Raw genomic sequence first — 23,266 nt, 5'->3', positions numbered from 1 at the left:
CTGTTGACGTTTGAGCGTGAGCCGCGTTGCCGCGTCAAATGCCGCCAGGCCGGGCCGCGTTCGGCAAGGCGCGGGTCGCCGGCAATGGTCATTCCCTTGCCAAGACCCGCAACGCCGCATGGCGGCATTTGCCGCGCAACCCAAAGGGACGGGGCCCGTTTGGCGCAGCACGGCGTCGCTCGTCGTTCATTTGGAATGACCAAACTTCTCTCCTCGTTCCTTGTTCTGCGCCAAACGGGCCTCCGTCGCGGCCTACGCCCAAACGTCAACAGGCCCTAGCGCCCCTCGCCCCGACAGGACGCCTTGGCGCTATTGAAGCAGACCCGCCGCGGCCGGCCTACCCGCAGCAAGCGGACCGGCCTAGAGCGACCCTCGGCACCACGCTACACTGGCCGCTCCACGACCACGGCAGACCCCGATGAACGCGCCCACGGCCCCTGTCCTGTTCAGCCCCGCCTGGCACGCCGAGCTGGACCTCGCCTATGCCCGCGCCGGCGACGCCACGCGTCCGGTAAGGCGCCGCCACGCGGGCCCCTTGCGGGTGCAGAAGCATCTCTACCCGGAAGGGCCCGAGGTCTGCCAGCACATCCTCGTGCATCCGCCGGGCGGCATCGCCGGCGGCGACCGGCTGGAGATCGCCGCCGAGGTCGGCAGCGGCGCCTGGGCGCAGCTGACCAGCCCCGGCGCGGCCAAGTGGTACCGCGCCGCCGCCCCTGCCATGCAGCAATTAAGGTTGCATGTGGCGGCCGGCGCCACCCTGGAATGGCTGCCCCAGGAAACCATCGTGTATTCCGCCGCCCAGGCCGAGCTGGACACGTGGATCGAACTGGAGGGCGACGCCCGGCTGTTCTACTGGGACATCGTCGCCCTCGGCCGCCCGGCCAGCGGCGAGCGCTTCGCCGCCGGCCGCTACCGCGCCGCCCTGGACATCCGTCGCGACGGCCGCCTGCTCTGGCACGAGCGCCAGCGCCTGGACGGCGGCGACGGCCTGCTCGACTCGCCGATCGGCCTGGACGGCGCGCCGGTGTTCGCCACCCTGCTGGTCACAGGCGAGATCGACGCCGCGCTGCTGGCGCGCTGCCGCGAATTGCCCGCCCGGGTGCGCGGCGACCTCACCCAACTGCCGAATCTCCTGGTCGGCCGCTGCCTGGCCGATCAGGCACTGCACGCCCGCGCCTGGCTGATCGACCTCTGGCGTCTGCTGCGCCCCGCCCTGCTCGGCCGCGACGCCCTTCCCCCCCGTATCTGGAGCACCTGAATGGATCTGACGCCCCGCGAGAAAGACAAGCTGCTGATCTTCACCGCCGGCCTGCTGGCCGAGCGGCGCCTGGCCCGCGGCCTCAGGCTCAACCACCCGGAAGCCGTGGCCTACATTTCCGCCGCCCTGCTCGAGGGCGCCCGCGACGGCCATACGGTGGCCGAGCTGATGCACATCGGCACCACCCTGCTGACCCGCGACCAGGTCATGGAGGGCGTGCCGGAGATGATCGCGGAGATCCAGATCGAGGCCACCTTCCCCGACGGCACCAAGCTGGTGACCGTGCATCAACCGATCGCATGAGGAAATCGCGATGATCCCCGGCGAATACCAGATCCAGGACGGCGAAATCGAACTCAACGCCGGCCGCCGCACCCTCGTCCTGTCCGTGGCCAACACGGGCGACCGGCCGATCCAGGTCGGCTCCCACTACCACTTCTTCGAGACCAACGACGCCCTGCTCTTCGACCGCGCCCAGGCCCGCGGCATGCGCCTGAACATCCCGGCCGGCACCGCGGTGCGCTTCGAGCCGGGACAGAGCCGCGAGGTCGAGCTGGTCGAGCTGGCCGGCCTGCGCCGCGTCTACGGCTTCGCCGGGCGGGTGATGGGCGACCTCTGACCCTATTCGTAGGGTGGAAAACGCCGAAGGCTTTTCCACCGTGACCAGGATCGGTGGATGGCTTCGGCCATCCACCCTACGCGAGACGATACAGATGAAGATTTCCCGACAAGCCTACGCCGACATGTTCGGCCCCACGGTCGGCGACCGCGTGCGCCTGGCCGACACCGAGCTGTGGATCGAGGTGGAGCAGGACTTCACCGTCTACGGCGAGGAAGTGAAGTTCGGCGGCGGCAAGGTGATCCGCGACGGCATGGGCCAGGGCCAGCTCGCGAGTGACGCGGTGGTCGACACCCTGATCACCAACGCGCTGATCCTCGACCACTGGGGCATCGTCAAGGCCGACGTCGGCCTCAAGAACGGGCGCATCGCCGCCATCGGCAAGGCCGGCAACCCGGACATCCAGCCGGGGGTGACCATCGCCGTCGGCGCCGCCACCGAGGTGATCGCCGGCGAGGGCATGATCCTCACCGCCGGCGGCATCGACAGCCACATCCACTTCATCTGCCCGCAGCAGATCGAAGAGGCGCTGATGAGCGGCATCACCACCATGATCGGCGGCGGCACGGGACCGGCCACCGGCACCAACGCCACCACCGTCACCCCCGGCCCCTGGCACATCGCGCGCATGCTGCAGGCCGCCGACGCCTTCCCGATGAACCTCGGCTTCACCGGCAAGGGCAACGCCAGCCTGCCGGCCCCCCTGGCCGAGCAGATCGAGGCCGGCGCCATCGGTCTCAAGCTGCACGAGGACTGGGGCACCACCCCGGCGGCCATCGACAACTGCCTGTCCGTCGCCGACCGCTACGACGTGCAGGTGGCGATCCACACCGACACCCTCAACGAGTCCGGCTTCGTCGAGACCAGCCTGGCCGCCTTCAAGGGCCGCACCATCCACACCTACCACACCGAGGGTGCCGGCGGCGGCCACGCGCCGGACATCATCAAGGCCTGCGGCCTGCCCAACGTGCTGCCCAGCTCGACCAACCCGACCCGGCCGTTCACCAGGAACACCATCGACGAGCACCTCGACATGCTGATGGTCTGCCATCACCTAGACCCGAGCATCGCCGAGGACGTGGCCTTCGCCGAGTCGCGCATCCGCCGCGAGACCATCGCCGCCGAGGACATCCTCCACGACCTCGGCGCCTTCAGCATGATCAGCTCCGACAGCCAGGCCATGGGCCGGGTCGGCGAGGTGATCGTCCGTACCTGGCAGACCGCCGACAAGATGAAGAAGCAGCGCGGCGCCCTGCCCGAGGACGCGCCGGGCAACGACAACTTCCGGGTCAAGCGCTACGTCGCCAAATACACCGTCAACCCGGCGATCACCCACGGCATCAGCCACGAAGTCGGCTCGGTGGAGGTCGGCAAGTGGGCCGACCTGGTGCTCTGGCGCCCGGCCTTCTTCGGCGTCAAGCCGTCCCTGATCCTCAAGGGCGGCGCCATCGCCGCGAGCCTGATGGGCGACGCCAACGCCTCGATCCCCACCCCCCAGCCGGTGCACTACCGGCCGATGTTCGCCAGCTTCGCCGGCGCGCGCCACGCCACCAGCATCACCTTCGTCAGCCAGGCGGCCTTCGACGCCGGGCTGCCGGAACGGCTCGGGCTGCAGAAGCGCATCGGCGTGGTCAAGGGCTGCCGGAACGTGCAGAAGAAGGACCTGATCCACAACGGCGCCACCCCGAGCATCGAGGTCGACCCGCAGACCTATCAGGTCAGGGCCGACGGCCAGTTGCTCTGGTGCGAGCCGGCCGAGGTGCTGCCGCTGGCGCAGCGCTATTTCCTCTTCTGAAGTACGGAGCCGCCTGCCCCGCCCCAGCGGCAGGCGGCAGGCCCCTTGAAACCCGAAAATCCGGATACATATCCATTTCCGCGCCGGAGGCCAGGCTCCGTGCGGGGCGCAGGGCCGAGCTCCGCGCACGGCCCGGGCGCGCCACTGGCCAAACCGCGCAGGATCGACCATAGTCGCCCTCCGCCCCCGGCAACACTTGATCAGGAGTAACCCAATGCTCGATTGGCTGAAAACCAACACGGCTGCAGCACGCGAAAAGCTCGCCACCGAAGTGGCCAAGTTCCGCAACCGCGAATTCATGGAGGCCGTGGTCGCCGGCTGTGCGCTGGTGGCGGCCGCCGACGGCAACATCAGCAGCAGCGAAAAGCAGAAGATGATCGGCTTCATCCAGAACTCGAACGAGCTCAAGGTGTTCGATCTCCAGGAGGTCATCAAGGCCTTCACCGACATCTGCCTCAAGTTCGAGTTCGACGCCGAGATCGGCCGCGCCGAGGCGCTGCGCACGATCTGCAAGCTGCGCGGCAAGGAAGACGCTGCCCGCCTGCTGGTGCGCGTCTGCTGCGCGATCGGCAGCTCCGACGGCAACTTCGACGAAGGCGAGCGCACGGTCTGCCGCAGCATCTGCGCCGAACTCGGCCTAGCTCCGGCCGACTTCGGCCTCTGAGCCCTGCCTCTGGTGGCCGGCGGCCGGCGGCAGCGCCGCCAGCCGCTGCACCCAGACCGACAGCACCCCGCTGGCGATGACGATGGCGATGCCCAGCAGGGCAGCGCCGTCCGGCACATGGCCGAAGGCGACAGCGCCGACCAGCACGGCGAAGACGATCTGCGAATAGGTGAACGGCGCCAGGGTCGCGGCACTGGCGTAGCGGTACGCATGGCTCAGCAGCAGATGCCCGGACATGGCCACGCCGCCCACCACGGCCAGCAGCAGGCCATCGTGCAGATCGGGCGTTTCCCAGTAGAACGGCACCAGCAGGCTCATCAGCAGGGAGCCCACCAGGCTGGACAGGAAGTTGCAGGTGACCGGGTCGTCGCTCTCGCTGAGACGCCGGGTGAGCAGCATGAAGACCGCCAGGCAGAACGCCGCGCCCAGCGGCAGCAGCGCCGCCGGGGTGAACAGCGCGCTGCCCGGCCGCACGATGACCAGCACGCCGAGCATGCCGAGGATCACCGCGCCCCACTGCCCGCGGCTGACCCGCTCGCGCAGCAGCGTCGCCGACAGCCCGGTGATGAACAGCGGCGCGAGGAACAGCACCGCGGTCGCCTCGCCGATCGGGATGTGGCGCAGGGCCGAGACGAACAGCAGGCTGACCGCGACCAGACATAATCCGCGGATCAGCTGCAATACCGGGTGGCGGGTACGGGCGATGGACAGTCCCCGACGCGGCCCGAACAGCAGCAGCATCACGGTGCTCTGCGACAGATAGCGTGCCCAGACCACCAGAATCAGCGAATGGCTCAGGGCCAGGTATTTGGCGATGCCGTCATGGCTGGCCAGCACCAGTCCGGCGGCGAGGATCAGCAGTATCCCGTGGAACGGATGGGAGGCGGTATTCAAGGACGAACCCTCGGCAGGGGACGGACGGAAGGGAATGAAAGCAGCCTAAGCGTTATGCTTGATAAGCATCAAGCGCGAAAACACCCACATACCATTGCAGCGTACGCAACAAACCTCTGGCTTTTTGACACGACTGGGCCTGGCCGTCGCCCCGGCGCTATCCTGCGGCCTTGCGCAGGGCGTCGGCGCGACACGGGAGCAGCCGGCTGTCCGACCGGAAACAGGGAGAAAGCGATGATCGGCAGGAGCAAACCGCTGCTGGCACTGCTTGCCGGCGCGGCCGTGACGGCACAGGCCCAGATGCTCGAGCGCGAACTGGGCGACTTCGAACTGAAACTGGGCTCGACGCCGAGCCGCAGCATGGCCCAGGGGCTGGTCCAGCCGGAACGGGTCGGCACCTTCTACGGCGGCCTCGACCTGACCCATCCCAGTGGCTGGTACCTGGGCAACTGGTCGCCCAGCGCCGGCGTGCTCGGGCACAACCGGATGGAGCTGGACTCCTACCTGGGCTACAAGCGCCCCTCCGACGATACCCTGGGCTACGAGCTCGGCCTGATCCGCTACAGCTTCCCGCGTCTGGAGGAGCGCGACCGGCACGAGCTGTATGCCGGCATCAGCGTCGAGGACAGCCGTCTGGGCACCGCCTGGAGCCTGGCCCCCGGGCGCACCGACGGCACCCTGCTGCTCGACCTGGACCTGCTGCACCCGCTGAACATGGACATGAGCGTGCAATACGCCAACCACGCCCTGGACCGCCCGGTGCAACTGTCCGACGGCGCCAGCGTGCAGCGCTTCAACGACTGGTCGCTGAACCTGTCGCGTCCCTGGCTTGGCCTGCGGGTCGGCGTCACCTACAGCGGCTCGGACCTGCGCGGCAGCGGCTGCAGCGCCTATTCGGGGCAGAACGCCCAGTGCGACGACTCCCTGACGCTGAAGCTGGAGCATCCGCTGTTCTAGGGTCTGTTAACACTACTGGAAAAGCGCCCCGCTTGGCCCTACAGTCGGCCGATGACCGCCTGTCGCCAGCGGAACGGCGCCAGGCCCCGGCCGCCCCTCGACGGAATCCGCCCATGCTGATGATTCGCCAGCGCACCGCAGCACGTCCCGACTGGGATGCCGAACTGGAACTGACCTTTGAGGCGCGCAGCAAGAGCCGCCTGCGCTGCTTCACCACGGCCGGCGAGGACGTCGGCCTGTTCCTCGAGCGCGGCCAGCCAGCGCTGGCCGACGGCGACTTTCTCCAGGCCGAAGACGGCCGCCTCGTCCGTGTGCGCGCCCGTCCCGAAAAACTGCTGCACGTCACCTGCACCAGCGCCTTCGAGCTGACCCGCGCCGCCTACCACCTGGGCAACCGCCACGTCGCCCTGCAGCTCGGCGACGGCTGGCTGCGCCTGCTCGACGACTATGTGCTGAAGGACATGCTGCTCCAGCTCGGCGCCCAGGTCGAAGCCATCGAGGCGCCCTTCCAGCCCGAGCAGGGCGCCTACGGCGGCGGCCACCACCACTCCCACGCCGGCGAAGCCGAATTCAGCTACGCGCCGAAGCTGCACCAGTTCGGCGTGCGCAAATGACTGGGATGTGGGCGCTGCTGCGCCTGGCCAGCCCGCAGTTGCCGATCGGCGGCTACAGCTATTCCCAGGGCCTGGAGCTGGCGGTCGAGCAGGGTCTGGTGCGCGATCCGCAGACGGCCCGGCGCTGGCTGGAGGACCAGTTGCTGCTCAATCTCGCCCGCTTCGAGGCGCCGCTGCTGCTGGCCCAGTGCATGGCTGCCGCGGACGGCGACTGGACGGCGCTGGAAGCGCTCGCCGAACGCCACCGCGCCAGCCGCGAAACCCGCGAACTGCATCTGGAGAGCCGGCAGATGGGCTACTCCCTGCGCCAGCTGCTGGAGGACCTGCCGGAGCTGGACGCGCCGTCCCGCGCCTTCCTCGCCCGGAGCGCCGAACCGGGTCTGGCGCTGGCCTGGGCGCTGGCGGCGCGCGCCTGGGGCATCGCGCCTGCGGATGCCCTCGCCGCCTGGCTGTGGAGCTGGCTGGAGAACCAGCTGGCGGTGCTGATGAAGACCCTGCCGCTCGGCCAGCAGGCCGCCCAGCGCCTGACTTCGCTTCTGCTGCCCACGCTGTCCGAGGCCCGGCGCATCGCCAGCGAGCGCGAGCCCGACGACTGGGGCAGCGCCGCCTTCGGCCTGGCCCTGGCCAGCATGGCCCACGAGCGCCAGTACAGCCGCCTTTTCCGTTCCTGACAGGAGACAACCCCCATGAACAGCCACCCCCTGCGCGTCGGCATCGGCGGCCCGGTCGGCTCCGGCAAGACCGCCCTGACCCTGGCGCTGTGCCGCGCCCTGCGCGATCGCTACAACCTCGCCGTGGTGACCAACGACATCTACACCCAGGAGGACGCCGAGTTTCTGGTGCGCAACGAGGCGCTGGCGCCGGAGCGGATCATCGGCGTGGAAACCGGCGGCTGTCCGCACACGGCGATCCGCGAGGACGCCTCGATCAACCTCGAGGCGGTCGATCAGCTCAACCGGCGCTTCCCCGGCCTCGAACTGATCCTCGTGGAATCCGGTGGCGACAACCTGTCCGCCACCTTCAGCCCGGAACTCTCCGACCTGACCCTCTACGTGATCGACGTTTCCGCCGGCGACAAGCTGCCACGCAAGGGCGGTCCGGGGATCTGCAAGTCGGATCTTCTGGTGATCAACAAGATCGACCTGGCGCCCATGGTCGGCGCCTCGCTGGAGGTGATGGAGCGCGACGCCCGCAAGATGCGCGGCGAGCGGCCGTTCGTGTTCAGCAATCAGAAAACCGGCCAGGGCCTCGACGCGATCATCGCCTTCATCGAACGGCAGGGCATGCTCGGCGCAGCCTGAACCCAGCTTACCCGTCACGCTCGGGTAAGGTGGATGGCCACCCCGTGGAAAACCGCATGGCGTTTTCCACCACAAGCGCCGCCATGGCCGTAGGGTGGAAAAGACCTGCGGTCGTTTTCCACCCTACGGCTGCAGGCCGCGGCACTCAGCGGAACGGCGGCTCGTCGAAGCTGCGCAGCTTGCGCGAGTGCAGGGTGTCGAGCTGACCGCGCAACAGGTCGAGGGCGGCGATGCCGATGCGCAGGTGCTGGCTCACCGCCCGCTCGTAGAAGGCGTTCGCCGCGCCGGGCAGCTTGATCTCGCTGTGCAGCGGCTTGTCCGAGACGCACAGCAGCGTGCCGTAGGGCACCCGCAGGCGATAGCCCTGGGCGGCGATGGTGCCGCTCTCCATATCCACCGCCACCGCCCGCGAGAGGTTGATCAAGGGCCGCTCCTGGGCCCAGCGCAGCTCCCAGTTGCGGTCGTCGTAGGTCAGCACGGTGCCGGTGCGCAGGCGGCGCTTGAGCGCCTCGCCCTGCTCGCCGGTGACCTGCGCGGCGGCCTCCTGCAGCGCCTGCTGCACCTCGGCCAGGGCCGGCAGCGGGATGTGCGGCGGCAGCACCCGGTCGAGGATGCCGTCACGGCGCATGTAGGCGTGCGCCAGCACGTAGTCGCCGATGGTCTGCGACTGCCGCAGGCCGCCGCAGTGGCCGATCATCAGCCAGCAGTGCGGGCGCAGCACCGCCAGGTGGTCGGTGATGTTCTTCGCATTCGACGGGCCGACGCCGATGTTCACCAGGGTGATGCCGTGGCCGTCCTCGGCGACCAGGTGGTAGGCCGGCATCTGGTAGCGGTGCCAGAGCACGCTGCCGACGACCGCCATGGCCTCGTCCTCGTCCATGCCGCGCTCGATCACCACGTTGCCCGGCAACACCAGGCGCACGAAGCGGCTGTCCTCGCGCAGGCGATCGAGGCCATGGCGGACGAACTGGTCGACGTAGCGGTGGTAATTGGTCAGCAGGATCCACGGCTGCATATGGCGCCAGTCGCTGCCGGTGTAATGCACCAGGCGGCGCAGGGAGAAGTCCACCCGCGCCGCGTCGAACAGCGCCAGCGGGAAGGACTCGGCGCCGGCCCAGGCGTGCAGGCCGTCGGCGACGTCGTCGGAGGCCGCGGCCAGGTCGGTGCTGGGAAAGACCCGCGCCAGTTCGGCGGCGGTGACCCCCGAGCCGGCCAACTCGTCGCCCTGCTCCACCACATAGGGATAGGGAATGTCCTGCACCCCCACGCCCACCTCGACCTGCACGTTGAAGTCGCTCATCAACGGGCGCAGCTGGTCGAGCAGGTAGCGTCGGAAGGCCTGCGGCTGGGTCACGGTGACGCTGTAGACGCCCGGCGCCTGGACCTTGGCGTAGGCCCGCACGGTGAAGGGCACCTGGCCCTGCGGCAGGTGGGTCAGGCGCAGTTCGGGATAGCGGAACAGCTGGCGCTGCGCGGCATCCGGCTCGACCCGCTCGCTCAGGTAGCGCTTGAGCGCCTGGCGCAGGGCGGAGGTGGCGCGCAGGTGCAGGGCGGCGAGGCGGTCCACCGCCTCCTCGGCACTGGCCATGACGATGAAGGCATCGCTGTCGGTATTCACGATCGGACTCTCTGTCTTTAGTCAGCGCCTATCTTGCCCGGATTTGCCTGTCAGGCGGTAGACAGACGCCCGGCGGCCGATTTGCGGGCCAATAGATCAATACGAAACGCAGTGCTTGACGTTTACCCCAGATAACAATAACAATTCTCATTAATAGCAAACCCACTTACATACGGACATATATGCTTCGACAATCCAAGGTGCTAGCCCGCCTGCGGCAGGGCGACGAAGTCTTCGGTTTGCTCAATTCGCTGCCTTCGCCCCTGCTCTGCGAAATGATCGCCGCCGCCGGCTACCACTTCGTGATTCTCGACATGGAGCACCTGCTGCGCTCCGGCGATGAGCTGATGCACTGTCTGCGCGCCTGCGAAAGCGCCGGCATCGCCCCCTGGCTGCGCCTGCCCGAAGTGGATGAGAAGCTGATCGGCCGTGCCCTGGATGCCGGCTTCGAAGCCATAGTGCTGCCGCGGGTGGAGAGCGCCGAGGAAGTCGAGCGGGCCGTCGCCGCCGCCTGGTTCCCGCCCCGGGGCCGGCGCGGCATCACCGGGGGCCGGGTTACCGGCTTCGGCACCCTGGCCCTGCCGGACTACATCGAACGGGCCAACGGCGAGCCGCGCATCGTGCCGATGATCGAAAGCGCCGCCGGCCTCGCCGCCCTGCCGGCGATCCTCGCCCTGCCGGGCGTCGGCATGATTCTGGAAGGCGCCCTCGACCTGGCCCTGGACCTGCAGCTCGGCCCCGACCCGACCCATCCGCAGGTCTGTGAAGCACTGCAGTCGATGGCCGCCGCCTGTGCCGCCGCCGGCGTGCCCTTCTGCGCCAATCCGCGCACCCCCGAGCAGATCCGCCACTGGCGCGCCCAGGGCATCCGGAGCTTCCTCGCCGGCGAAGACCGCGGCCTGCTGCTCGCTGCCCTGAAGAGCCGCCTGAACAGTTTCCAATCACCCACAGAAGTCTGACTATCCATGAAGACCAACACTCGCCAGTGCAGCTGGCGTTTCAGCCTGCTGGCCATGGCTGTGGCCCTGGCCCAGCCCGTGCTCGCCGAGGAGCGACAGAAAAACGAGACCGCCAAGGAGGAGAAGGTCTCGCTCGCCCCCACGGTGATCAAGGGAGACGTACTGGGCCAGGCCACCGACGAGGAAGTCCGCACCTACGCCGGCAGCCGCAGCGTGGTCAAGGCCGAGGACCTGGAGAAGGCCAGCGTGCGCGGCCTGGACGACGCGCTGCAGCGCGTTCCCGGGGTGAAGATCTTCGACGAGACCGGCACCGGCGTGCTGCCGCAGATCTCCGTGCGCGGCCTCTACGAGAGCCGCAGCGGCCGCGTGCAGGTGCTCTCCGACGGCATCCCGCTGTCCCTGTCGCCCTACGGCCAGACCAGCCTGTCGCTGTTCCCGCAGACCCTGGCGACCGTCGAGCGGATCGACATCGTGCGCGGCGGCGCCGCGGTGCAGTACGGCCCGAACAACGTCGGCGGGGTGATCAACTTCATCAGCAAGCCGATTCCCAAGGAGTGGGAGAACAACCTCGCCGAGCGCATCACCTTCTACGAGGGCGGCCACCAGCTGTACGACACCTACTTCAGCACCGGCGGCCACGTCACCGACAACCTCGGCCTGTTCTTCGAGTACAACTCCAAGAGCGGCCACTACGAGCGCGACCACTCCGACACCGACGTCGAGAGCATCCGCCTGCGCGGCGAGTGGGACATCGACGAGAACCGCCGCCTGAGCTTCGGCATCCAGCGCTACGACGCCGACCAGGACCTGGCCGGCGCCCTCAGCAAGAAAGACTACAACAAGGACCGTCGCGACTCGACTCGTCCCCTCGACCGCTTCGAGGGCGACACCGACCGCCTATGGGGCACCTACAGCCAGTACCTGGGCAGCATCGGCTTCGCCGAGGACGTGGAGTTCAGCCTCACCGGCTTCGGCCACCACGACTACCGCAACTACTACGTCGGCCTGGACTCGGCCAGGACCTTCAACCCGGCGAATCCGCCGGCCTTCGAGCAGGACGCGCCCCGCGACTACAAGGTCTGGGGACTCGAGCCGCGCGTGAGCTTCACCATCTACGGCGACAAGGTGAACCAGACCTGGCTGATCGGCGGCCGCTACGTTCGCGAGGACACCGAGTTCGAGGTCTACCGGAAAAGCCTGAGCACCGGCGCGGTGACCACCGTCCGGGATTGGGATTTCGACACCGAAGGCAAGGCCACCTACATCAGCAACGCCATCAGCATGCTCGACGGCCGCCTGACCATCACCCCCGGCATCCGCCACGAGCGCGTGCACCAGGACTATTCGGACGCGGTCTCCGGCAAGAAGACCGAAAACCTCGACGACGAATGGCTGCCCGGCCTGACCATGGGCTACCAGATCACCGACGACTGGTTCCTCTTCGCCAACGCCCAGCGCTCGCTTCGCGTGCCGCAGATCACCACCATCGTCTATGACGGCGATGTGAGCTCCGAGGTCGCCTGGAACTACGAGGCGGGCTTCCGCTACACGCCCCTGCCCAACCTGCGCTACGACTTCAACCTGTACCGCATCGACTTTGACGATCAGATCGTGTTCCAGGACGGCGCCTGGAAGAACGTCGGCAGCACCCGCCAGCAGGGCTTCGAGACCGAGCTGTTCTGGACCCCGGCAGCCATGCCCAATCTCGACCTGCACGCCAGCTACGCCTTCCTCGACGCCAAGATCCGCACCGGCCAGCATGAAGGCAACGAGGTGCCCTACGCCTCCCAGAACCAGTTCAACGTCGACGCCCGCTGGCGCTTCGCCGAGGGCTGGACCTACACCCTGGACGGCCTGTACGTCAGCGAAGCCTACTCGGACGACGCCAACCACCGCGAGGAGAACGCCACCGGCTCCTATGGCGAATTGCCGTCCTACTGGATCTGGAACACCTCCCTGGAGCGCAAGTTCAAGCTCAAGGAAAGCGAGCTGACCACCTCGCTCGGCGTCAGCAACCTGTTCGACCGCGAGTACTACTTCCGCGGCATCGACACCAGTCCCATGGGCCGCCAGCCGGCGCCCGGCCGAGCCGTCACGGTCGCCGCCAACTACCGCTTCTAAGCCTCACCCCTACCCCAACTGCACTGCAGGCATCGCCGTCCAGCCTCACGGCCGGACGGCCCCTGCCCGGAGAACGCTCATGCAAAGGCCTTTCGTCATTCTCAGTCACGTCGCCACCCATGCCGTCTGCGAAGGCTTCCTGCCTGCCGCACAGCGGCGTGGGCACCCGCTTTTGCTCATCACCGACCACGCCCAGGGGCATTGGCGCCACCTGGCCGAGGCCGGGATTTCGATCGACGGGCTGGAAATCCTCGAATGCGACGTCTTCAACCCGCTGGCGGTGATCGAGCTGCTGCACGCCCACGGCCAGCGGCCGCTGGCGGTGTTCTCCAACAGCGACCACCTGCAAACCAGCTGCGCCCTGGTGGCCGAGGCCTTCGACTGCCCCGGCAAGGACTGGCGCCTGTGCCATGCGGCGAAGAACAAGGCGGAGATGCGCGAACGCCTGCAGCGTCTCGGCCAGCCCGGCCCCTGGTTCCAGGTGCTGACCCCCGGCGCGGCGCTGCCGACCGACGCCCCCTTCCCGGTGGTGGCCAAGCCGCGCGAGGGCGTCGCCAGCCTGGACGTGCAGCTGTGCCGCAACGCCGCCGAACTGGCCGACTACTGCGGCGCCTTCTGGCAGCGCCAGCCGAACCGCGCCCTGCTCCTCGAGGCCTATCTGGAAGGACCGCTGTTCACCCTGGAAACCCTCGGCGACGGCCAGCGCCTGCAGGCCATCGGCGGCTTTGACGTGACCCTCTCGCCGCCGCCCTACTTCGTCGAGCTGGAAGCGCGCTGGAACGGCCCGCTGGGCCGGGCGGCACGTAACGCGGCGCTGGCCCAGATCGCCGCCTTCGGCATCAACTTCGGCGTCTGCCATAGCGAATTCATCCTCACCGCCAACGGTCCGGTGCTGGTGGAGATCAACTACCGCAGCATCGGCGACGGCCGCGAGTTTCTCCTCGACCGCCTGCTGCCGCAGGGCTGGTTCGACCGCATCCTCGACCTGCACCTGGGCGGCACGCTGGCCGACAACCAAAGCAGCAACGCCGAGGCCCTGGTGCACTACCTGGTCGCCCCGCACGCCGGCCGCCTGCTCGCGGCCAGCCCGAGCTTCCGCGCCGAGGGCGAGGACTACTGGGTCGACTACTGCGCGCTGCGCGAGGTCGGCGAGGAGATCCGCCTGAGCAACTCGAACAAGGACTACCTGGGCGTGCTGCGCCTGATCGCCCCCGACGCGGCCGCGCTGCAAGAGCGCTTCGCCACCGTGCGCAGCGACCTGCGCTGGGAGCTGGCATGAACCTCGACATGACGAATCACGACCGCGCGGCCATCGGCCAGCGCATCCTCGACTGCTGCCTGCGCGAGGACATCCGCGACCTGCTCGGCCGGGCACGGCCGGGCGCCCTGCCGGCGGAGCTGGCCGCCCACTGGCCGCAGCCGCCGGAGCCGACCTGGCTGTGCATCGACCATCTGGACTGCGGCGAACTCTGGCTGCCGGTGCGCCGTGGCGCGCCGCTGCAGGACTGGAGTGCGGTCGGCGACCGCTGGCTGCGCCGCCAGGGCGACAGCGTGCATCTGGAGCAGGGCTACCGCCGCTGGCTCGAGCACCTGGGAGCGGACTTGGATGCCGAGAGCCTGGCGCTGTTCGCCGACTACATCGAGGAAGCCGACTGCGCGGTCGAGCACCGCCGGCTGTGCCGCGAGGCCTACGCCGCGCACGCCGCTGACCTGGGCGCGATCCTCGCCGAGCCCGACTGGGGCCGGCGCCTGCTCGGCATCGACCGCCTGGCCAGCTACCTGGACCACCCCTTCTACCCCACCGCACGGGCCAAGAGCGGCTTCAATGCCGCGGCCCTGCAGGGCTACGCCCCGGAATTCGCACCGCGCTTCCGTCTCAACTGGCTGGCCGTGCCCAGGGCGCTCCTCGAGCAGACCAGCGCGCCGCCGGCGCTCTGGCCGAGCCTCGCCGAGGTCGGCCTGGACCCGGCGCTGGAGGAGAGCCACGCCCTGCTGCCGGTGCATCCCCTGACCTGGCCCGAGCTGGACGCCCACGGCCTGCCGGAGGGCTGCCTGCGCGCGCCGCACGGCGCCCTGGAGGTGGAGCCGACCCTCTCGGTGCGCACCGTGCTGAGCGTCGAGGACCCGCGCTGCCACATCAAGCTGCCGCTGCTGGTGCGCACCCTCGGCGCGCGCAACCTGCGCCTGATCAAGCCGAGCACCCTGTACGACGGCCACTGGTTCCAGACCGTCCTCGAAGATCTCGCCGCCCGCGACGCCCGGCTCGGCGCGCGCTATGTGCACGTCGACGAGCAGCACGGCGGGCATGCCGCCGGCGAGCGTCATCTGGCCTACATCGTGCGCCGCTACCCGGCAGGCCTGGAGCGGGCGAGCCTGGTGCCGGTCGCCGCCCTGGCCAGCCCTCTGCCCGACGGCCGGCTGCTGATCGAGGCGCTGGTCGAGCGCTTCCACGGCGGCGACCTGATGGCCTGGTGGCAGGACTACCTCGACCTGCTGCTCGGCGTGCACCTGCGTCTCTGGCTGCGCTACGGCATCGCCCTGGAGGCCAACCAGCAGAACGCCGTGCTGCTCTTCGAGCCCGGCCGGCCGCTGCATCTGTTGATGAAGGACAACGACGCCGCGCGCCTCTGGCCGTCGCGCTTCGCCGCCGCCTGCCCGGACCTGGCGCCGCGCCTGGCCGAGCTGCGCGACGAGCGGATCCGCGTCGACGGCGTGCAGCCGCTGGCGGAGATGTTCTGCACCATCACCCTGCAGCTGAACATCGTCGCGCCGCTGGAGGCCATCGCCGAAGCCGGTCTGGCCGGGCGCGAGGCGCTCTACGCCTGCCTGCGCGAGCGCCTGCACGCCGCTCTCGCTGTGCTGGCCGACGAGGGCACCGACGTCGGGGAGGCGCGCCGCTTCCTGCTCGAGGCCCCGAAACTGCCGGTGAAGTACCTGCTCAGCGCCGGCAGCCTGTTCAGCAAGGAGCGCTCCGGCGCGGCCGACATCAACAAGTTCTACGGCTACAGCGCGGCGAACTTCCTGCAGGATGCAGACCCATGTCCCGGCGCCTGACCGCCAGCGTCCTGCTCGGCCACTACCTGTCGGCCTTCACCGCCCTGGGTGCGCCGCTGTTCCTGCCGCGCATCCTCGCCGACCTCGGCAGCGCGGCGCCGACCTGGAGCATCGGCGTGCTCTACGTGCTGCCGACGCTCTGCACCGCGCTGGCGGCGCCGCTCTGGGGCCGCCTGGCCGACCGCCACGGCTGCCGGCTGTCGCTGCTGCGCGCCCATGTCGGCCTCGCCCTGGGCTTTCTGCTCGCCGGGTTCAGCCCGAACCTGGCGGTCTTCATCCTCGCGCTGATCGTCCAGGGCACCTTCGGCGGCGCCATGGCGGCGTCGAACGCCTACCTGGCGACCCAGCTCGACGGCGAAGGCCTGTCGCGTGCCCTCAACCTGACCCAGTATTCGGCGCGTCTGGCGATGCTCAGCGGCCCGGTGCTGGTCGGCCTGCTGGCCGGCGCCGGCCTGGGGCTGGAGATGTACCGCTACCTGGCCTGGCTGCCGCTCGCCGCCTTCCTGCTGGTGCTGCCGCTGCCGGCCGATGCGCCGCGTGTCCAGGGTCGGACCGCGGACGGCACGCCGGAGGCCGGCGAGCTGCCGGCGGACCTGCTGCGCCTGCTCGCCGTGCAGTTCCTGTTCAGCTTCGCCATGGTGGTGACCTTCCCCTACTTCGTGCCCTACGGCGAAGCCCTGGGAATCGCCAACGACGCGCTGATCGGTCTGCTCTACAGCCTGCCGCACCTGGTCTACCTGCTCGCTCTGCCCTGGGTCCAGCGCAGGAGCGGCCCGCTGCTGCCGACCGGACTCGCGCTGCTGGCACTCGGCAACCTGCTGCAGTTCCTGCGCCTGCCGGCCGAGCTGCTGTTCGCCCTGCGCCTGCTCGCCGGGCTGGGCATACTGCTCGCCTTCGTCGGCCTGCACCGCTGCCTCGCCGCGCGGCGCCGTGCCGGCGGCGCCGGCCGGCTGTTCGGCTGGTTCGATGCCAGCGGCAAGTGGGCCGGCACCGCCGCCGGCCTGGTCGCCGGTCTGGCCTGTCAGCACTACGGCATCGCCATGCCCTTCCTGATCGCCTGCCTGGCCGCGCTCGCCGCGCTGGCCGTGGCCCAACCTCTACTCATCCGTTCGCCGGAGATTGCCCCATGATCCGTGTCGCCCGCTCCCCCTACGAACGCACCCTGGACGGCGAGGCCCAGCGCCACGCCATCGACTGCCTGCTCAACTGCTACCTGCGCGAGTACGCCCTGCCCCGCGGCGAGGCCACCCTCGACTGCCGGACCCCGGACCTGCCCATGGGTCTGCGCCACGCCGAAGGCCGCTGCGTCGGCATCCAGCTCGCCGACGGCAGCCGCCTGGCGCTGATCGCCGACCGCACCAGCGTGCTCGGCCGCTGCCGCTTCGTCAGCCCGCCCTACTTCAAGGGCCACGGCCAGGGCTGGCGGCCGCTGGACGCCGCCGAGCTGGCGCGCCTGCTGCTCGCTCCGATGAACGGCCCGGAGCGCCACGGCGAGCTGCTCGAGCAGATCGACAACAGCCTGCGCATCACCCGCACCTTTCTCACCCACGCCCGCGCGGCCAACCAGGATCCGGCCGGCAGCCCTGAGCCGATGGACACCCTGCTGCATTCCGAGCAGGGCCAGGTCTGGGGCCACGCCCTGCACCCGACGCCGAAGAGCCGCGACGGCGTTTCCGAGGCCGACCTGCTGGCCTGCTCGCCGGAAGTCGGCGCGCAGTTCCCGCTGCACTGGTTCCGTGTCGACCCGTCGCTGATCCGCCACCAGGGCGACGACCCGCGCGGCCTGCTCGCCCAGGTCGCCGGCGCCGAGCACCTCTACCCCTGCCACCCCTGGGAGGTTTCCCGGGTGCTGGCCAACCCGCTGGTCCAGCGGGTGCGCGAGCGTGGCCTTCTGGAATACCTCGGCCCGCAGGGCCTGGCGCTCTACCCGACTTCCTCGGTGCGCACCCTCTACCATCCTTCGCTGAGCCATTTCCTGAAGTTCTCGATCCACGTACGGCTGACCAACTGCGTGCGCAAGAACGCCTGGTACGAACTGGACAGCGCGGTGGCCCTGACCCGCCTGCTCGGCCCGCTGATGAGCGAACTGGGCGACAGCCAGCCGGGCTTCGCGCTGATGCCCGAGCCGGCCGCCAGCACCCTGGACCTGTCCGCCTACGGCAGCGTTGAGGAGGCCCGCGAGGTCACCGAGTGCTTCGGCATCCTCTACCGGCAGAACCTCGACGAGGCCAGTCGCGCGCGCTACCAGCCGCGGGTCGCCATGGCCCTGTTCACCTGGACCCTCGACGGGGTCAGCGCCTGCCAATCCCTGGTCACCCACTGCGCGGTACAGCTTCGCGTGGACCAGGCCGAGGCCGCCGTGCGCTGGCTGCGCGCCTACGCCGGGCTGCTGCTCGGCGGCTCGCTGCACTGCCTGTTCCGCCACGGCGTGGTGCTCGAGCCGCACCTGCAGAACACCCTGCTCGGCTTCGACGCCCAGGGCCTGCCCTGCCGGGTGTGGATCCGCGACCTGGAAGGCACCAAGCTGGTCCCCGAGCACTGGCCGGCCGAGCGCCTGGCCCACCTCGACGAACGCACCCGCGCCTCGCTCCACTACGACGCCGACAAGGCCTGGAAACGGGTCGCCTACTGCGCCCTGGTCAACAACCTCGGCGAGGCCGTGTTCCACCTGGCGGGCGGCGATGCGGCGCTGGAGAGGCGCCTGTGGCGAGAGATCGCCGACCTCCTCGAAGCGCAGCGCGCGCCGCTCGGCGACCCGCAGGCGCTGCGCGAGCTGTGCGCCGGCGCGCCCCTGCCGAGCAAGGAGAACTTCATGACCCGCCTGCTGATGAAGGCCGACCGCGAGGCCGGCTACACCGCCCTGCCCAACCCGCTGACCGCCGCGGGTGCCGCCGCCTGCTGTGGAGAGTGCCGATGAGCCTGCCCGCGTCCGTCCAACAGGCCATTGCCGGCCTGCGCCGCTCCCGCTCCGAGCCGCTGTGCGCCTATCTCTACGACCTGCCGGCGCTGGCACGCCACGCCCGCGCCCTGCGCGAGGCGCTGCCGGCCGGCTGCGAGCTGTTCTACGCCGCCAAGGCCAACCCCGAGGCGCCGATCCTGCGCACCCTGGCACCCTGGGTCGACGGCTTCGAGGCGGCCTCCGGCGGCGAGCTGCGCTGGCTCCACGAATGCCACCCCGACAAGCCGCTGATCTTCGGCGGACCCGGCAAGCTGGATAGCGAGCTGGCCGCCGCCATGGACTGCGGGATCTCCGCCTTCCACGTCGAGAGCATCGGCGAGCTGCGCCGCCTGGCGGCCGTCGCCAAGGCCCACGGCCGCCCGGCCCCGGTGCTGCTGCGGCTCAACCTCAAGCTCGACGAGGCGCCGGACAGCCGCCTGGTGATGGGCGGCAAGCCGACCCCCTTCGGCCTCGACGAGGAGGCCCTGGACGAGGCGCTGGCGCTGCTCGCCGACGAGCCCTGGCTGAAGCTTCAGGGCCTGCACTTCCACCTGCTCTCCCACCAGTTGGACAGCGCCGCCCACCTGCAGCTGATGCGCAGCTACTTCCGCTGCTTCCGCCAGTTGAACGCGCGCCACGGCCTGGACCTGAAACTGCTCAACGTCGGCGGCGGCATGGGCATCAACTACCAGGACCACGCCCGCTCCTTCGACTGGCCGGGCTTCTGCGCAGGGCTTTCCGCGCTGATCGCCGAGGAAGGCATGGCCGGGACGCGCATCCGCTTCGAGATCGGCCGCTTCCTCAGCGCCGCCTGCGGCTACTACCTGATGGAGGTGCTGGACATCAAGCGCAACCACGGCCAGTACTTCGCCGTGGCCCGTGGCGGCACCCATCACTTCCGCACCCCGGCGGCCCAGGGCCACGACCATCCCTTCGTGGTGGTGCGCGGCAGCCGACCGGCCGAGCTGGAAAACCAGCCGGTGACCCTGGTCGGCCAGCTGTGCACGCCCAAGGACGTGCTGGCCCGCCAGCAGCCGGTGGCCGCCCTGGCGGTCGGCGACCTGCTGGTGTTCACCCTGGCCGGCGCCTACGCCTGGAACATCTCGCACCAGCATTTTCTGATGCACGAGCCGCCACAGATGCTGTTCCTCGAAGCCTGAAGCCAGCCGGCTAACCGAGCTGCGGCGCACTGCGCGCCAGCAGCTCCGCCACCGCCACGCCGCGCGGCAGGGTGCCGTAGACCCGGCCGCCCTCGCCGAGGCGGCTGTGGATGAAGGCATCCGACACCGCCGCGTTGCCGGCCTCCAGCAGCAGCCCGGCCTGCAGGGTCACCGCCAGCTCCTCGACCAGCCGGCGGGCGCAGTAGTGGATCTCGGTGCGGTCGGCCAGCGCCTTCCTGAGCCATTGGATGCGCGCCCTGAGCCGCGCATCGCCATGGCCGCTGTCCAGCTCGTCGAAGAGTGCCTCCAGCACGCCCGGCTCCTTGCCGAGCACACGCAGCACGTCCAGGCACTGCACGTTGCCCGAGCCCTCCCAGATCGAGTTGACCGGCGCCTCGCGGTACAGCCGCGGCAGGATGCTCTCCTCGACGTAGCCGGCGCCGCCCAGGCACTCGGCGGCCTCGCCGATCATTTCCGGGGCGCGCTTGCAGATCCAGTACTTGCCGATCGCGGTGAGCAGCCGGGCGAGCAGCCGCTCGCGTTCGTCCTCGCCGTGATCCAGCGCCCGCGCCAAACGCAGGGTGAGGGCCAGCGCGGCCTCGCTTTCCAGGGCCAGGTCGGCCAGCACGTTCTGCATCAGCGCGTGCTCGAGCAGCACCTGGCCGCCGACCAGGCGGTGCGCGCAGTGGTGCAGGGCCTGGGTCAGCGCCTGGCGCATCAGCGCGCTGGAGCCGATCATGCAATCGAAGCGGGTCAGGCCGACCATCTCCAGGATGGTCGGCACGCCGCGCCCCTCCTCGCCGACCATCCAGGCCAGGGCGCCGCGGTACTCGATCTCGGCGGAGGCGTTCGACCAGTTGCCCAGCTTGTTCTTCAGGCGCTGGATGTACAGCTGGTTGCGCCCGCCGTCCGGGCGGTGGCGCGGCAGCAGGAAGCAGGACAGCCCGCCGTCGCTCCAGGCCAGGGTGAGGAAGGCGTCGCTCATCGGCGCCGAGCAGAACCACTTGTGGCCGAGCAGTTCGTAGGCCTGTCCCGGCCCGGCGGCGCCGACCGGCCAGGCCCGGGTGGTGTTGGCACGCACGTCGGTGCCGCCCTGCTTCTCGGTCATCGCCATGCCGAGGGTGACGCCGCTCTTGCGCTCCATCGGCAGGTTGCGCGAATCGTAGTCGCCGGCCAGCACCTTGGGCAGCCAGCGCTCGGCGATCTCCGGCTGCCGGCGCAGCGCCGCCACGCTGGCGAAGGTCATGGTCAGCGGACAGGCGGTGCCGGCTTCGATCTGGTTGTGCAGGTACATCAGCCCGGCGCGGGCCACCTGGGCGCCGGGGCGCGGCTCGCGCCAGGGCAATGCCGGCAGGCCGTGGTCGATGGCCGTGGCCATCAGCTCGTGATAGGCGGGGTGGAAGTCGACCTGGTCGATGCGGTGGCCGTAGCGGTCGTGGCTGCGGAAGACCGGCCGATTCTCGTTGGCGGCGAAGCCGGCCGCCAGCAGCGGCCCGCCGGCCAGTGCGCCGTAGTCATCCAGCTGCCGGTCCGCCCAGGCCCCGTCGTAGCGGCACAGCCACTCCCGCAGCGGCAGATCGATGCGGTAGAGATTGGCGCCATCCAGGGGCGGCACCTGGTTGGTCACCTCGTGGGTTTCGGCGTACTGGTGCAGGTCCATGACGGCGCTCCTCGGCGGGCGGTTGCCCCGTTGAGTGAAGCACGCGGGACCCGCTGCGGCGGACGCATCCGACCGGGGCTCGGGGCGGGCGATTAGTGGTAAGCTCGCACGCCATGAACACGACCAACTTCCGTCCCGTCGTCCTCTGCCTGTCCGGCCACGATCCCAGTGGCGGCGCCGGCCTGCAGGCGGACATCGAGGCCCTGCTCGCCCAGGGCTGCCACGCCGCGCCGGCGGTCACCGCGCTGACCGTGCAGGACACCCGCAACGTCAGCGACTTCCGCGTGCTCGAGCCCGCCTGGGTGCTGGCCCAGGCCGAGGCGGTGATCGCCGACCTGCCGGTCGCCGCGATCAAGCTGGGCATGCTCGGCTCGCTGGAGATGGTCGACACCGTCGCCGGGATCGCCCGGCGCCTGCCCGGCGTGCCGCTGGTCTGCGACCCGGTGCTGCGTGCCGGCGGCGGCGGCGCCCTGGGCCGCGACGAGGTCGGCCAGGCGATCCGCGAGCGCCTGCTGCCGCTGTGCCGCATCGCCACCCCGAACCTGCCGGAAGCGCGCCTGCTCGCCGAACTGCCCGAAGGCAGCGCCGATGCCTGTGCCGAGCGGCTGCTCGAGCACTGCGAGCACCTGCTGATCACCGGCGGCCACGGCGACGAGACCGAGGTGCACAACCGCCTGTACTCGCGGGACGACGGCGCCCAGACCTTCACCTGCGTGCGCCTGCCGGGCAGCTACCATGGCTCCGGCTGTACCCTGGCCAGTGCCCTGGCCGGTCGCCTGGCCCTCGGCGAGGAACTGACCAGTGCGGTGCGCTCGGCACTCGACTACACCTGGCGCACCCTGCGCGACGCCGAAGCGCCGGGCCTCGGCCAGTACGTGCCGCGCCGCCTGCCGCTGGATTTCGGCAGCTGATCCGGCGGCGCCTGGCGCAGGCCGGGCGCATCGGCTTGACTGGCCGGGGGCGGTCCGTCCCCGGCGACTTCCGCCGACCCTTCGCAGACGAGGCGAATCCACCATGAAACTACGCGGTCTCTACGCCATCACCGACAGCCAGCTGCTCGCCGACGGCAGGCTCCTGCCCTACGTCGAAGCCGCACTCAAGGGCGGCGCCCGGCTGCTGCAGTATCGCGACAAGTCCGACGACGATGCCCGCCGACTGCGCGAGGCCGAGGCGCTGCGCGACCTCTGCCTGCGCCACGGCGCCCTGCTGATCATCAACGACGATCTGGAGCTGGCTGCACGCCTGGGCGTCGGCCTGCACCTCGGCCAGCAGGACGGCTCGCTGTCCGCCGCCCGTGCCCTGCTCGGCCCCAAGGTCGTCATCGGCGCCACCTGCCACGGGCAGCTGGAGCTGGCCGAGCAGGCCGCCGCCGACGGCGCCAGCTACCTGGCCTTCGGCCGCTTCTTCGACTCCTCGACCAAGCCCGGCGCACCGCCGGCCACTCCCGAACTGCTGGAAGAGGCCCGTGCGCGCTTTCCCCAGCCGCTGGTGGCCATCGGCGGCGTGACCCTGGACAACGCGCCGGGCCTGATCGCCCGTGGCGCCGCCATGGTCGCGGTGATCAACGCGCTGTTCGCCGCCGACAGCGCCGCCGAGGTCGAGCGCCGCGCCCGCGCCTTCGGCCAACTGTTCGAAGGCTCCTGATTCCCCCTCA

At 70.0% G+C, this 23,266-nt stretch carries 21 protein-coding genes; 18 read left to right on the top strand and 3 right to left on the bottom strand.

Going from position 1 to position 23,266, the window contains the following annotated elements:
- Window positions 1-418 precede the first annotated feature (418 nt).
- The 5 genes from GCU53_RS17330 (at window position 419) to GCU53_RS17310 (ending at window position 4,336) form a co-directional block, all read left to right on the top strand.
- Window positions 419-1,258: an urease accessory protein UreD gene (locus GCU53_RS17330; RefSeq protein ID WP_152388699.1), complete on the top strand. Its 840-nt coding sequence runs from the start codon at window positions 419-421 to the stop codon at window positions 1,256-1,258.
- On the top strand, window positions 1,259-1,561 hold the full coding sequence (locus GCU53_RS17325) for an urease subunit gamma (RefSeq protein ID WP_152388698.1): 303 nt from the start codon (window positions 1,259-1,261) through the stop codon (window positions 1,559-1,561).
- A 10-nt stretch (window positions 1,562-1,571) separates the two neighbouring features.
- A complete protein-coding gene (locus GCU53_RS17320) occupies window positions 1,572-1,877 on the top strand; it encodes an urease subunit beta (protein WP_152388697.1) in 306 nt (101 codons plus the stop codon).
- A gap of 94 nt (window positions 1,878-1,971) precedes the next feature.
- Window positions 1,972-3,672 carry an urease subunit alpha gene (gene ureC, locus GCU53_RS17315; protein ID WP_152388696.1) on the top strand — a complete coding sequence of 567 codons (1,701 nt, stop codon included), beginning with the start codon at window positions 1,972-1,974 and terminating at the stop codon, window positions 3,670-3,672.
- A gap of 214 nt (window positions 3,673-3,886) precedes the next feature.
- Window positions 3,887-4,336, top strand: a complete 450-nt coding sequence (locus GCU53_RS17310; protein WP_152388695.1) for a tellurite resistance TerB family protein — start codon at window positions 3,887-3,889, stop codon at window positions 4,334-4,336.
- Here GCU53_RS17310 and GCU53_RS17305 read toward each other — a convergent pair.
- Window positions 4,310-5,230, bottom strand: coding sequence for a DMT family transporter (locus tag GCU53_RS17305; protein WP_244306826.1), 921 nt, complete (start codon window positions 5,228-5,230; stop codon window positions 4,310-4,312). The two genes, GCU53_RS17310 and GCU53_RS17305, sit on opposite strands and share 27 nt — an antisense overlap.
- A gap of 234 nt (window positions 5,231-5,464) precedes the next feature.
- Between GCU53_RS17305 and GCU53_RS17300 the strand changes: the two genes are divergently transcribed.
- The 4 genes from GCU53_RS17300 (at window position 5,465) to ureG (ending at window position 8,102) form a co-directional block, all read left to right on the top strand.
- Complete coding sequence (locus GCU53_RS17300; RefSeq protein WP_152388694.1) at window positions 5,465-6,187, top strand: TorF family putative porin; 723 nt, start codon at window positions 5,465-5,467, stop codon at window positions 6,185-6,187.
- Between the two features lie 113 nt (window positions 6,188-6,300).
- Window positions 6,301-6,801 (top strand): urease accessory protein UreE, encoded by a 501-nt coding sequence (gene ureE / locus GCU53_RS17295; protein WP_152388693.1) that lies wholly within the window; start codon window positions 6,301-6,303, stop codon window positions 6,799-6,801.
- Window positions 6,798-7,472 (top strand): urease accessory protein UreF, encoded by a 675-nt coding sequence (locus tag GCU53_RS17290; RefSeq protein WP_152388692.1) that lies wholly within the window; start codon window positions 6,798-6,800, stop codon window positions 7,470-7,472. Before ureE ends, GCU53_RS17290 begins: the two co-directional genes overlap by 4 nt.
- Window positions 7,473-7,487: 15 nt before the next feature.
- Window positions 7,488-8,102: an urease accessory protein UreG gene (gene ureG / locus GCU53_RS17285; RefSeq protein ID WP_152388691.1), complete on the top strand. Its 615-nt coding sequence runs from the start codon at window positions 7,488-7,490 to the stop codon at window positions 8,100-8,102.
- Window positions 8,103-8,247: 145 nt separating this feature from the next.
- On the opposite strand, the gene amn is transcribed toward ureG, so the two are convergent.
- Window positions 8,248-9,720, bottom strand: a complete 1,473-nt coding sequence (gene amn, locus GCU53_RS17280; protein ID WP_280115839.1) for an AMP nucleosidase — start codon at window positions 9,718-9,720, stop codon at window positions 8,248-8,250.
- A gap of 182 nt (window positions 9,721-9,902) precedes the next feature.
- Here amn and GCU53_RS17275 point away from each other — a divergent pair, with 182 nt between their 5' ends.
- The 7 genes from GCU53_RS17275 (at window position 9,903) to GCU53_RS17245 (ending at window position 19,952) form a co-directional block, all read left to right on the top strand.
- The gene (locus GCU53_RS17275; protein ID WP_152388690.1) at window positions 9,903-10,679 is read left to right on the top strand and encodes an HpcH/HpaI aldolase family protein; all 777 of its coding nucleotides are present in this window, start codon (window positions 9,903-9,905) and stop codon (window positions 10,677-10,679) included.
- A 6-nt stretch (window positions 10,680-10,685) separates the two neighbouring features.
- Complete coding sequence (locus GCU53_RS17270) at window positions 10,686-12,800, top strand: TonB-dependent receptor family protein (RefSeq protein ID WP_152388689.1); 2,115 nt, start codon at window positions 10,686-10,688, stop codon at window positions 12,798-12,800.
- 79 nt (window positions 12,801-12,879) lie between these two features.
- On the top strand, window positions 12,880-14,079 hold the full coding sequence (locus GCU53_RS17265; protein WP_152388688.1) for an ATP-grasp domain-containing protein: 1,200 nt from the start codon (window positions 12,880-12,882) through the stop codon (window positions 14,077-14,079).
- Between the two features lie 8 nt (window positions 14,080-14,087).
- Window positions 14,088-15,854: an IucA/IucC family protein gene (locus GCU53_RS17260; RefSeq protein WP_244306825.1), complete on the top strand. Its 1,767-nt coding sequence runs from the start codon at window positions 14,088-14,090 to the stop codon at window positions 15,852-15,854.
- Entirely contained in the window at window positions 15,839-16,984 is a 1,146-nt protein-coding gene (locus GCU53_RS17255; protein ID WP_152388686.1) for an MFS transporter, read from the top strand. Before GCU53_RS17260 ends, GCU53_RS17255 begins: the two co-directional genes overlap by 16 nt.
- Window positions 16,981-18,771 carry an IucA/IucC family protein gene (locus tag GCU53_RS17250; protein ID WP_152388685.1) on the top strand — a complete coding sequence of 597 codons (1,791 nt, stop codon included), beginning with the start codon at window positions 16,981-16,983 and terminating at the stop codon, window positions 18,769-18,771. Before GCU53_RS17255 ends, GCU53_RS17250 begins: the two co-directional genes overlap by 4 nt.
- Window positions 18,762-19,952, top strand: coding sequence for a type III PLP-dependent enzyme (locus GCU53_RS17245; protein ID WP_152388684.1), 1,191 nt, complete (start codon window positions 18,762-18,764; stop codon window positions 19,950-19,952). Before GCU53_RS17250 ends, GCU53_RS17245 begins: the two co-directional genes overlap by 10 nt.
- A 10-nt stretch (window positions 19,953-19,962) precedes the next feature.
- On the opposite strand, the gene GCU53_RS17240 is transcribed toward GCU53_RS17245, so the two are convergent.
- On the bottom strand, window positions 19,963-21,612 hold the full coding sequence (locus GCU53_RS17240) for an acyl-CoA dehydrogenase family protein (protein WP_152388683.1): 1,650 nt from the start codon (window positions 21,610-21,612) through the stop codon (window positions 19,963-19,965).
- Window positions 21,613-21,725: 113 nt separating this feature from the next.
- Here GCU53_RS17240 and GCU53_RS17235 point away from each other — a divergent pair, with 113 nt between their 5' ends.
- Together GCU53_RS17235 and thiE are read left to right on the top strand one after the other, a co-directional pair.
- Entirely contained in the window at window positions 21,726-22,523 is a 798-nt protein-coding gene (locus GCU53_RS17235; RefSeq protein WP_152388682.1) for a hydroxymethylpyrimidine/phosphomethylpyrimidine kinase, read from the top strand.
- Between the two features lie 103 nt (window positions 22,524-22,626).
- Window positions 22,627-23,256: a thiamine phosphate synthase gene (thiE, locus tag GCU53_RS17230; RefSeq protein ID WP_152388681.1), complete on the top strand. Its 630-nt coding sequence runs from the start codon at window positions 22,627-22,629 to the stop codon at window positions 23,254-23,256.
- Window positions 23,257-23,266 lie beyond the last annotated feature (10 nt).

Origin of the sequence: Azotobacter salinestris, assembly GCF_009363155.1 — a bacterium.
GTDB lineage: Bacteria > Pseudomonadota > Gammaproteobacteria > Pseudomonadales > Pseudomonadaceae > Azotobacter > Azotobacter salinestris.
The sequence above is the reverse complement of the archived record's forward strand: the minus strand, read 5'-3'. Positions and strand labels throughout refer to the sequence as shown.

Bases quoted from the DNA above. Each gene is read 5' to 3' on its own strand.
- GCU53_RS17330 (WP_152388699.1), top strand. From the start codon at position 419: ATGAACGCGCCCACGGCCCCTGTCCTGTTCAGCCCCGCCTGGCACGCC.
- GCU53_RS17260 (WP_244306825.1), top strand. From the start codon at position 14,088: ATGACGAATCACGACCGCGCGGCCATCGGCCAGCGCATCCTCGACTGC.
- ureC (WP_152388696.1), top strand. From the start codon at position 1,972: ATGAAGATTTCCCGACAAGCCTACGCCGACATGTTCGGCCCCACGGTC.
- ureE (WP_152388693.1), top strand. From the start codon at position 6,301: ATGCTGATGATTCGCCAGCGCACCGCAGCACGTCCCGACTGGGATGCC.
- GCU53_RS17235 (WP_152388682.1), top strand. From the start codon at position 21,726: ATGAACACGACCAACTTCCGTCCCGTCGTCCTCTGCCTGTCCGGCCAC.
- ureG (WP_152388691.1), top strand. From the start codon at position 7,488: ATGAACAGCCACCCCCTGCGCGTCGGCATCGGCGGCCCGGTCGGCTCC.
- GCU53_RS17265 (WP_152388688.1), top strand. From the start codon at position 12,880: ATGCAAAGGCCTTTCGTCATTCTCAGTCACGTCGCCACCCATGCCGTC.
- GCU53_RS17320 (WP_152388697.1), top strand. From the start codon at position 1,572: ATGATCCCCGGCGAATACCAGATCCAGGACGGCGAAATCGAACTCAAC.
- GCU53_RS17270 (WP_152388689.1), top strand. From the start codon at position 10,686: ATGAAGACCAACACTCGCCAGTGCAGCTGGCGTTTCAGCCTGCTGGCC.
- GCU53_RS17250 (WP_152388685.1), top strand. From the start codon at position 16,981: ATGATCCGTGTCGCCCGCTCCCCCTACGAACGCACCCTGGACGGCGAG.
- GCU53_RS17275 (WP_152388690.1), top strand. From the start codon at position 9,903: ATGCTTCGACAATCCAAGGTGCTAGCCCGCCTGCGGCAGGGCGACGAA.
- thiE (WP_152388681.1), top strand. From the start codon at position 22,627: ATGAAACTACGCGGTCTCTACGCCATCACCGACAGCCAGCTGCTCGCC.
- GCU53_RS17300 (WP_152388694.1), top strand. From the start codon at position 5,465: ATGATCGGCAGGAGCAAACCGCTGCTGGCACTGCTTGCCGGCGCGGCC.
- GCU53_RS17255 (WP_152388686.1), top strand. From the start codon at position 15,839: ATGTCCCGGCGCCTGACCGCCAGCGTCCTGCTCGGCCACTACCTGTCG.
- GCU53_RS17325 (WP_152388698.1), top strand. From the start codon at position 1,259: ATGGATCTGACGCCCCGCGAGAAAGACAAGCTGCTGATCTTCACCGCC.
- GCU53_RS17240 (WP_152388683.1), bottom strand. From the start codon at position 21,612: ATGGACCTGCACCAGTACGCCGAAACCCACGAGGTGACCAACCAGGTG.
- GCU53_RS17290 (WP_152388692.1), top strand. From the start codon at position 6,798: ATGACTGGGATGTGGGCGCTGCTGCGCCTGGCCAGCCCGCAGTTGCCG.
- GCU53_RS17310 (WP_152388695.1), top strand. From the start codon at position 3,887: ATGCTCGATTGGCTGAAAACCAACACGGCTGCAGCACGCGAAAAGCTC.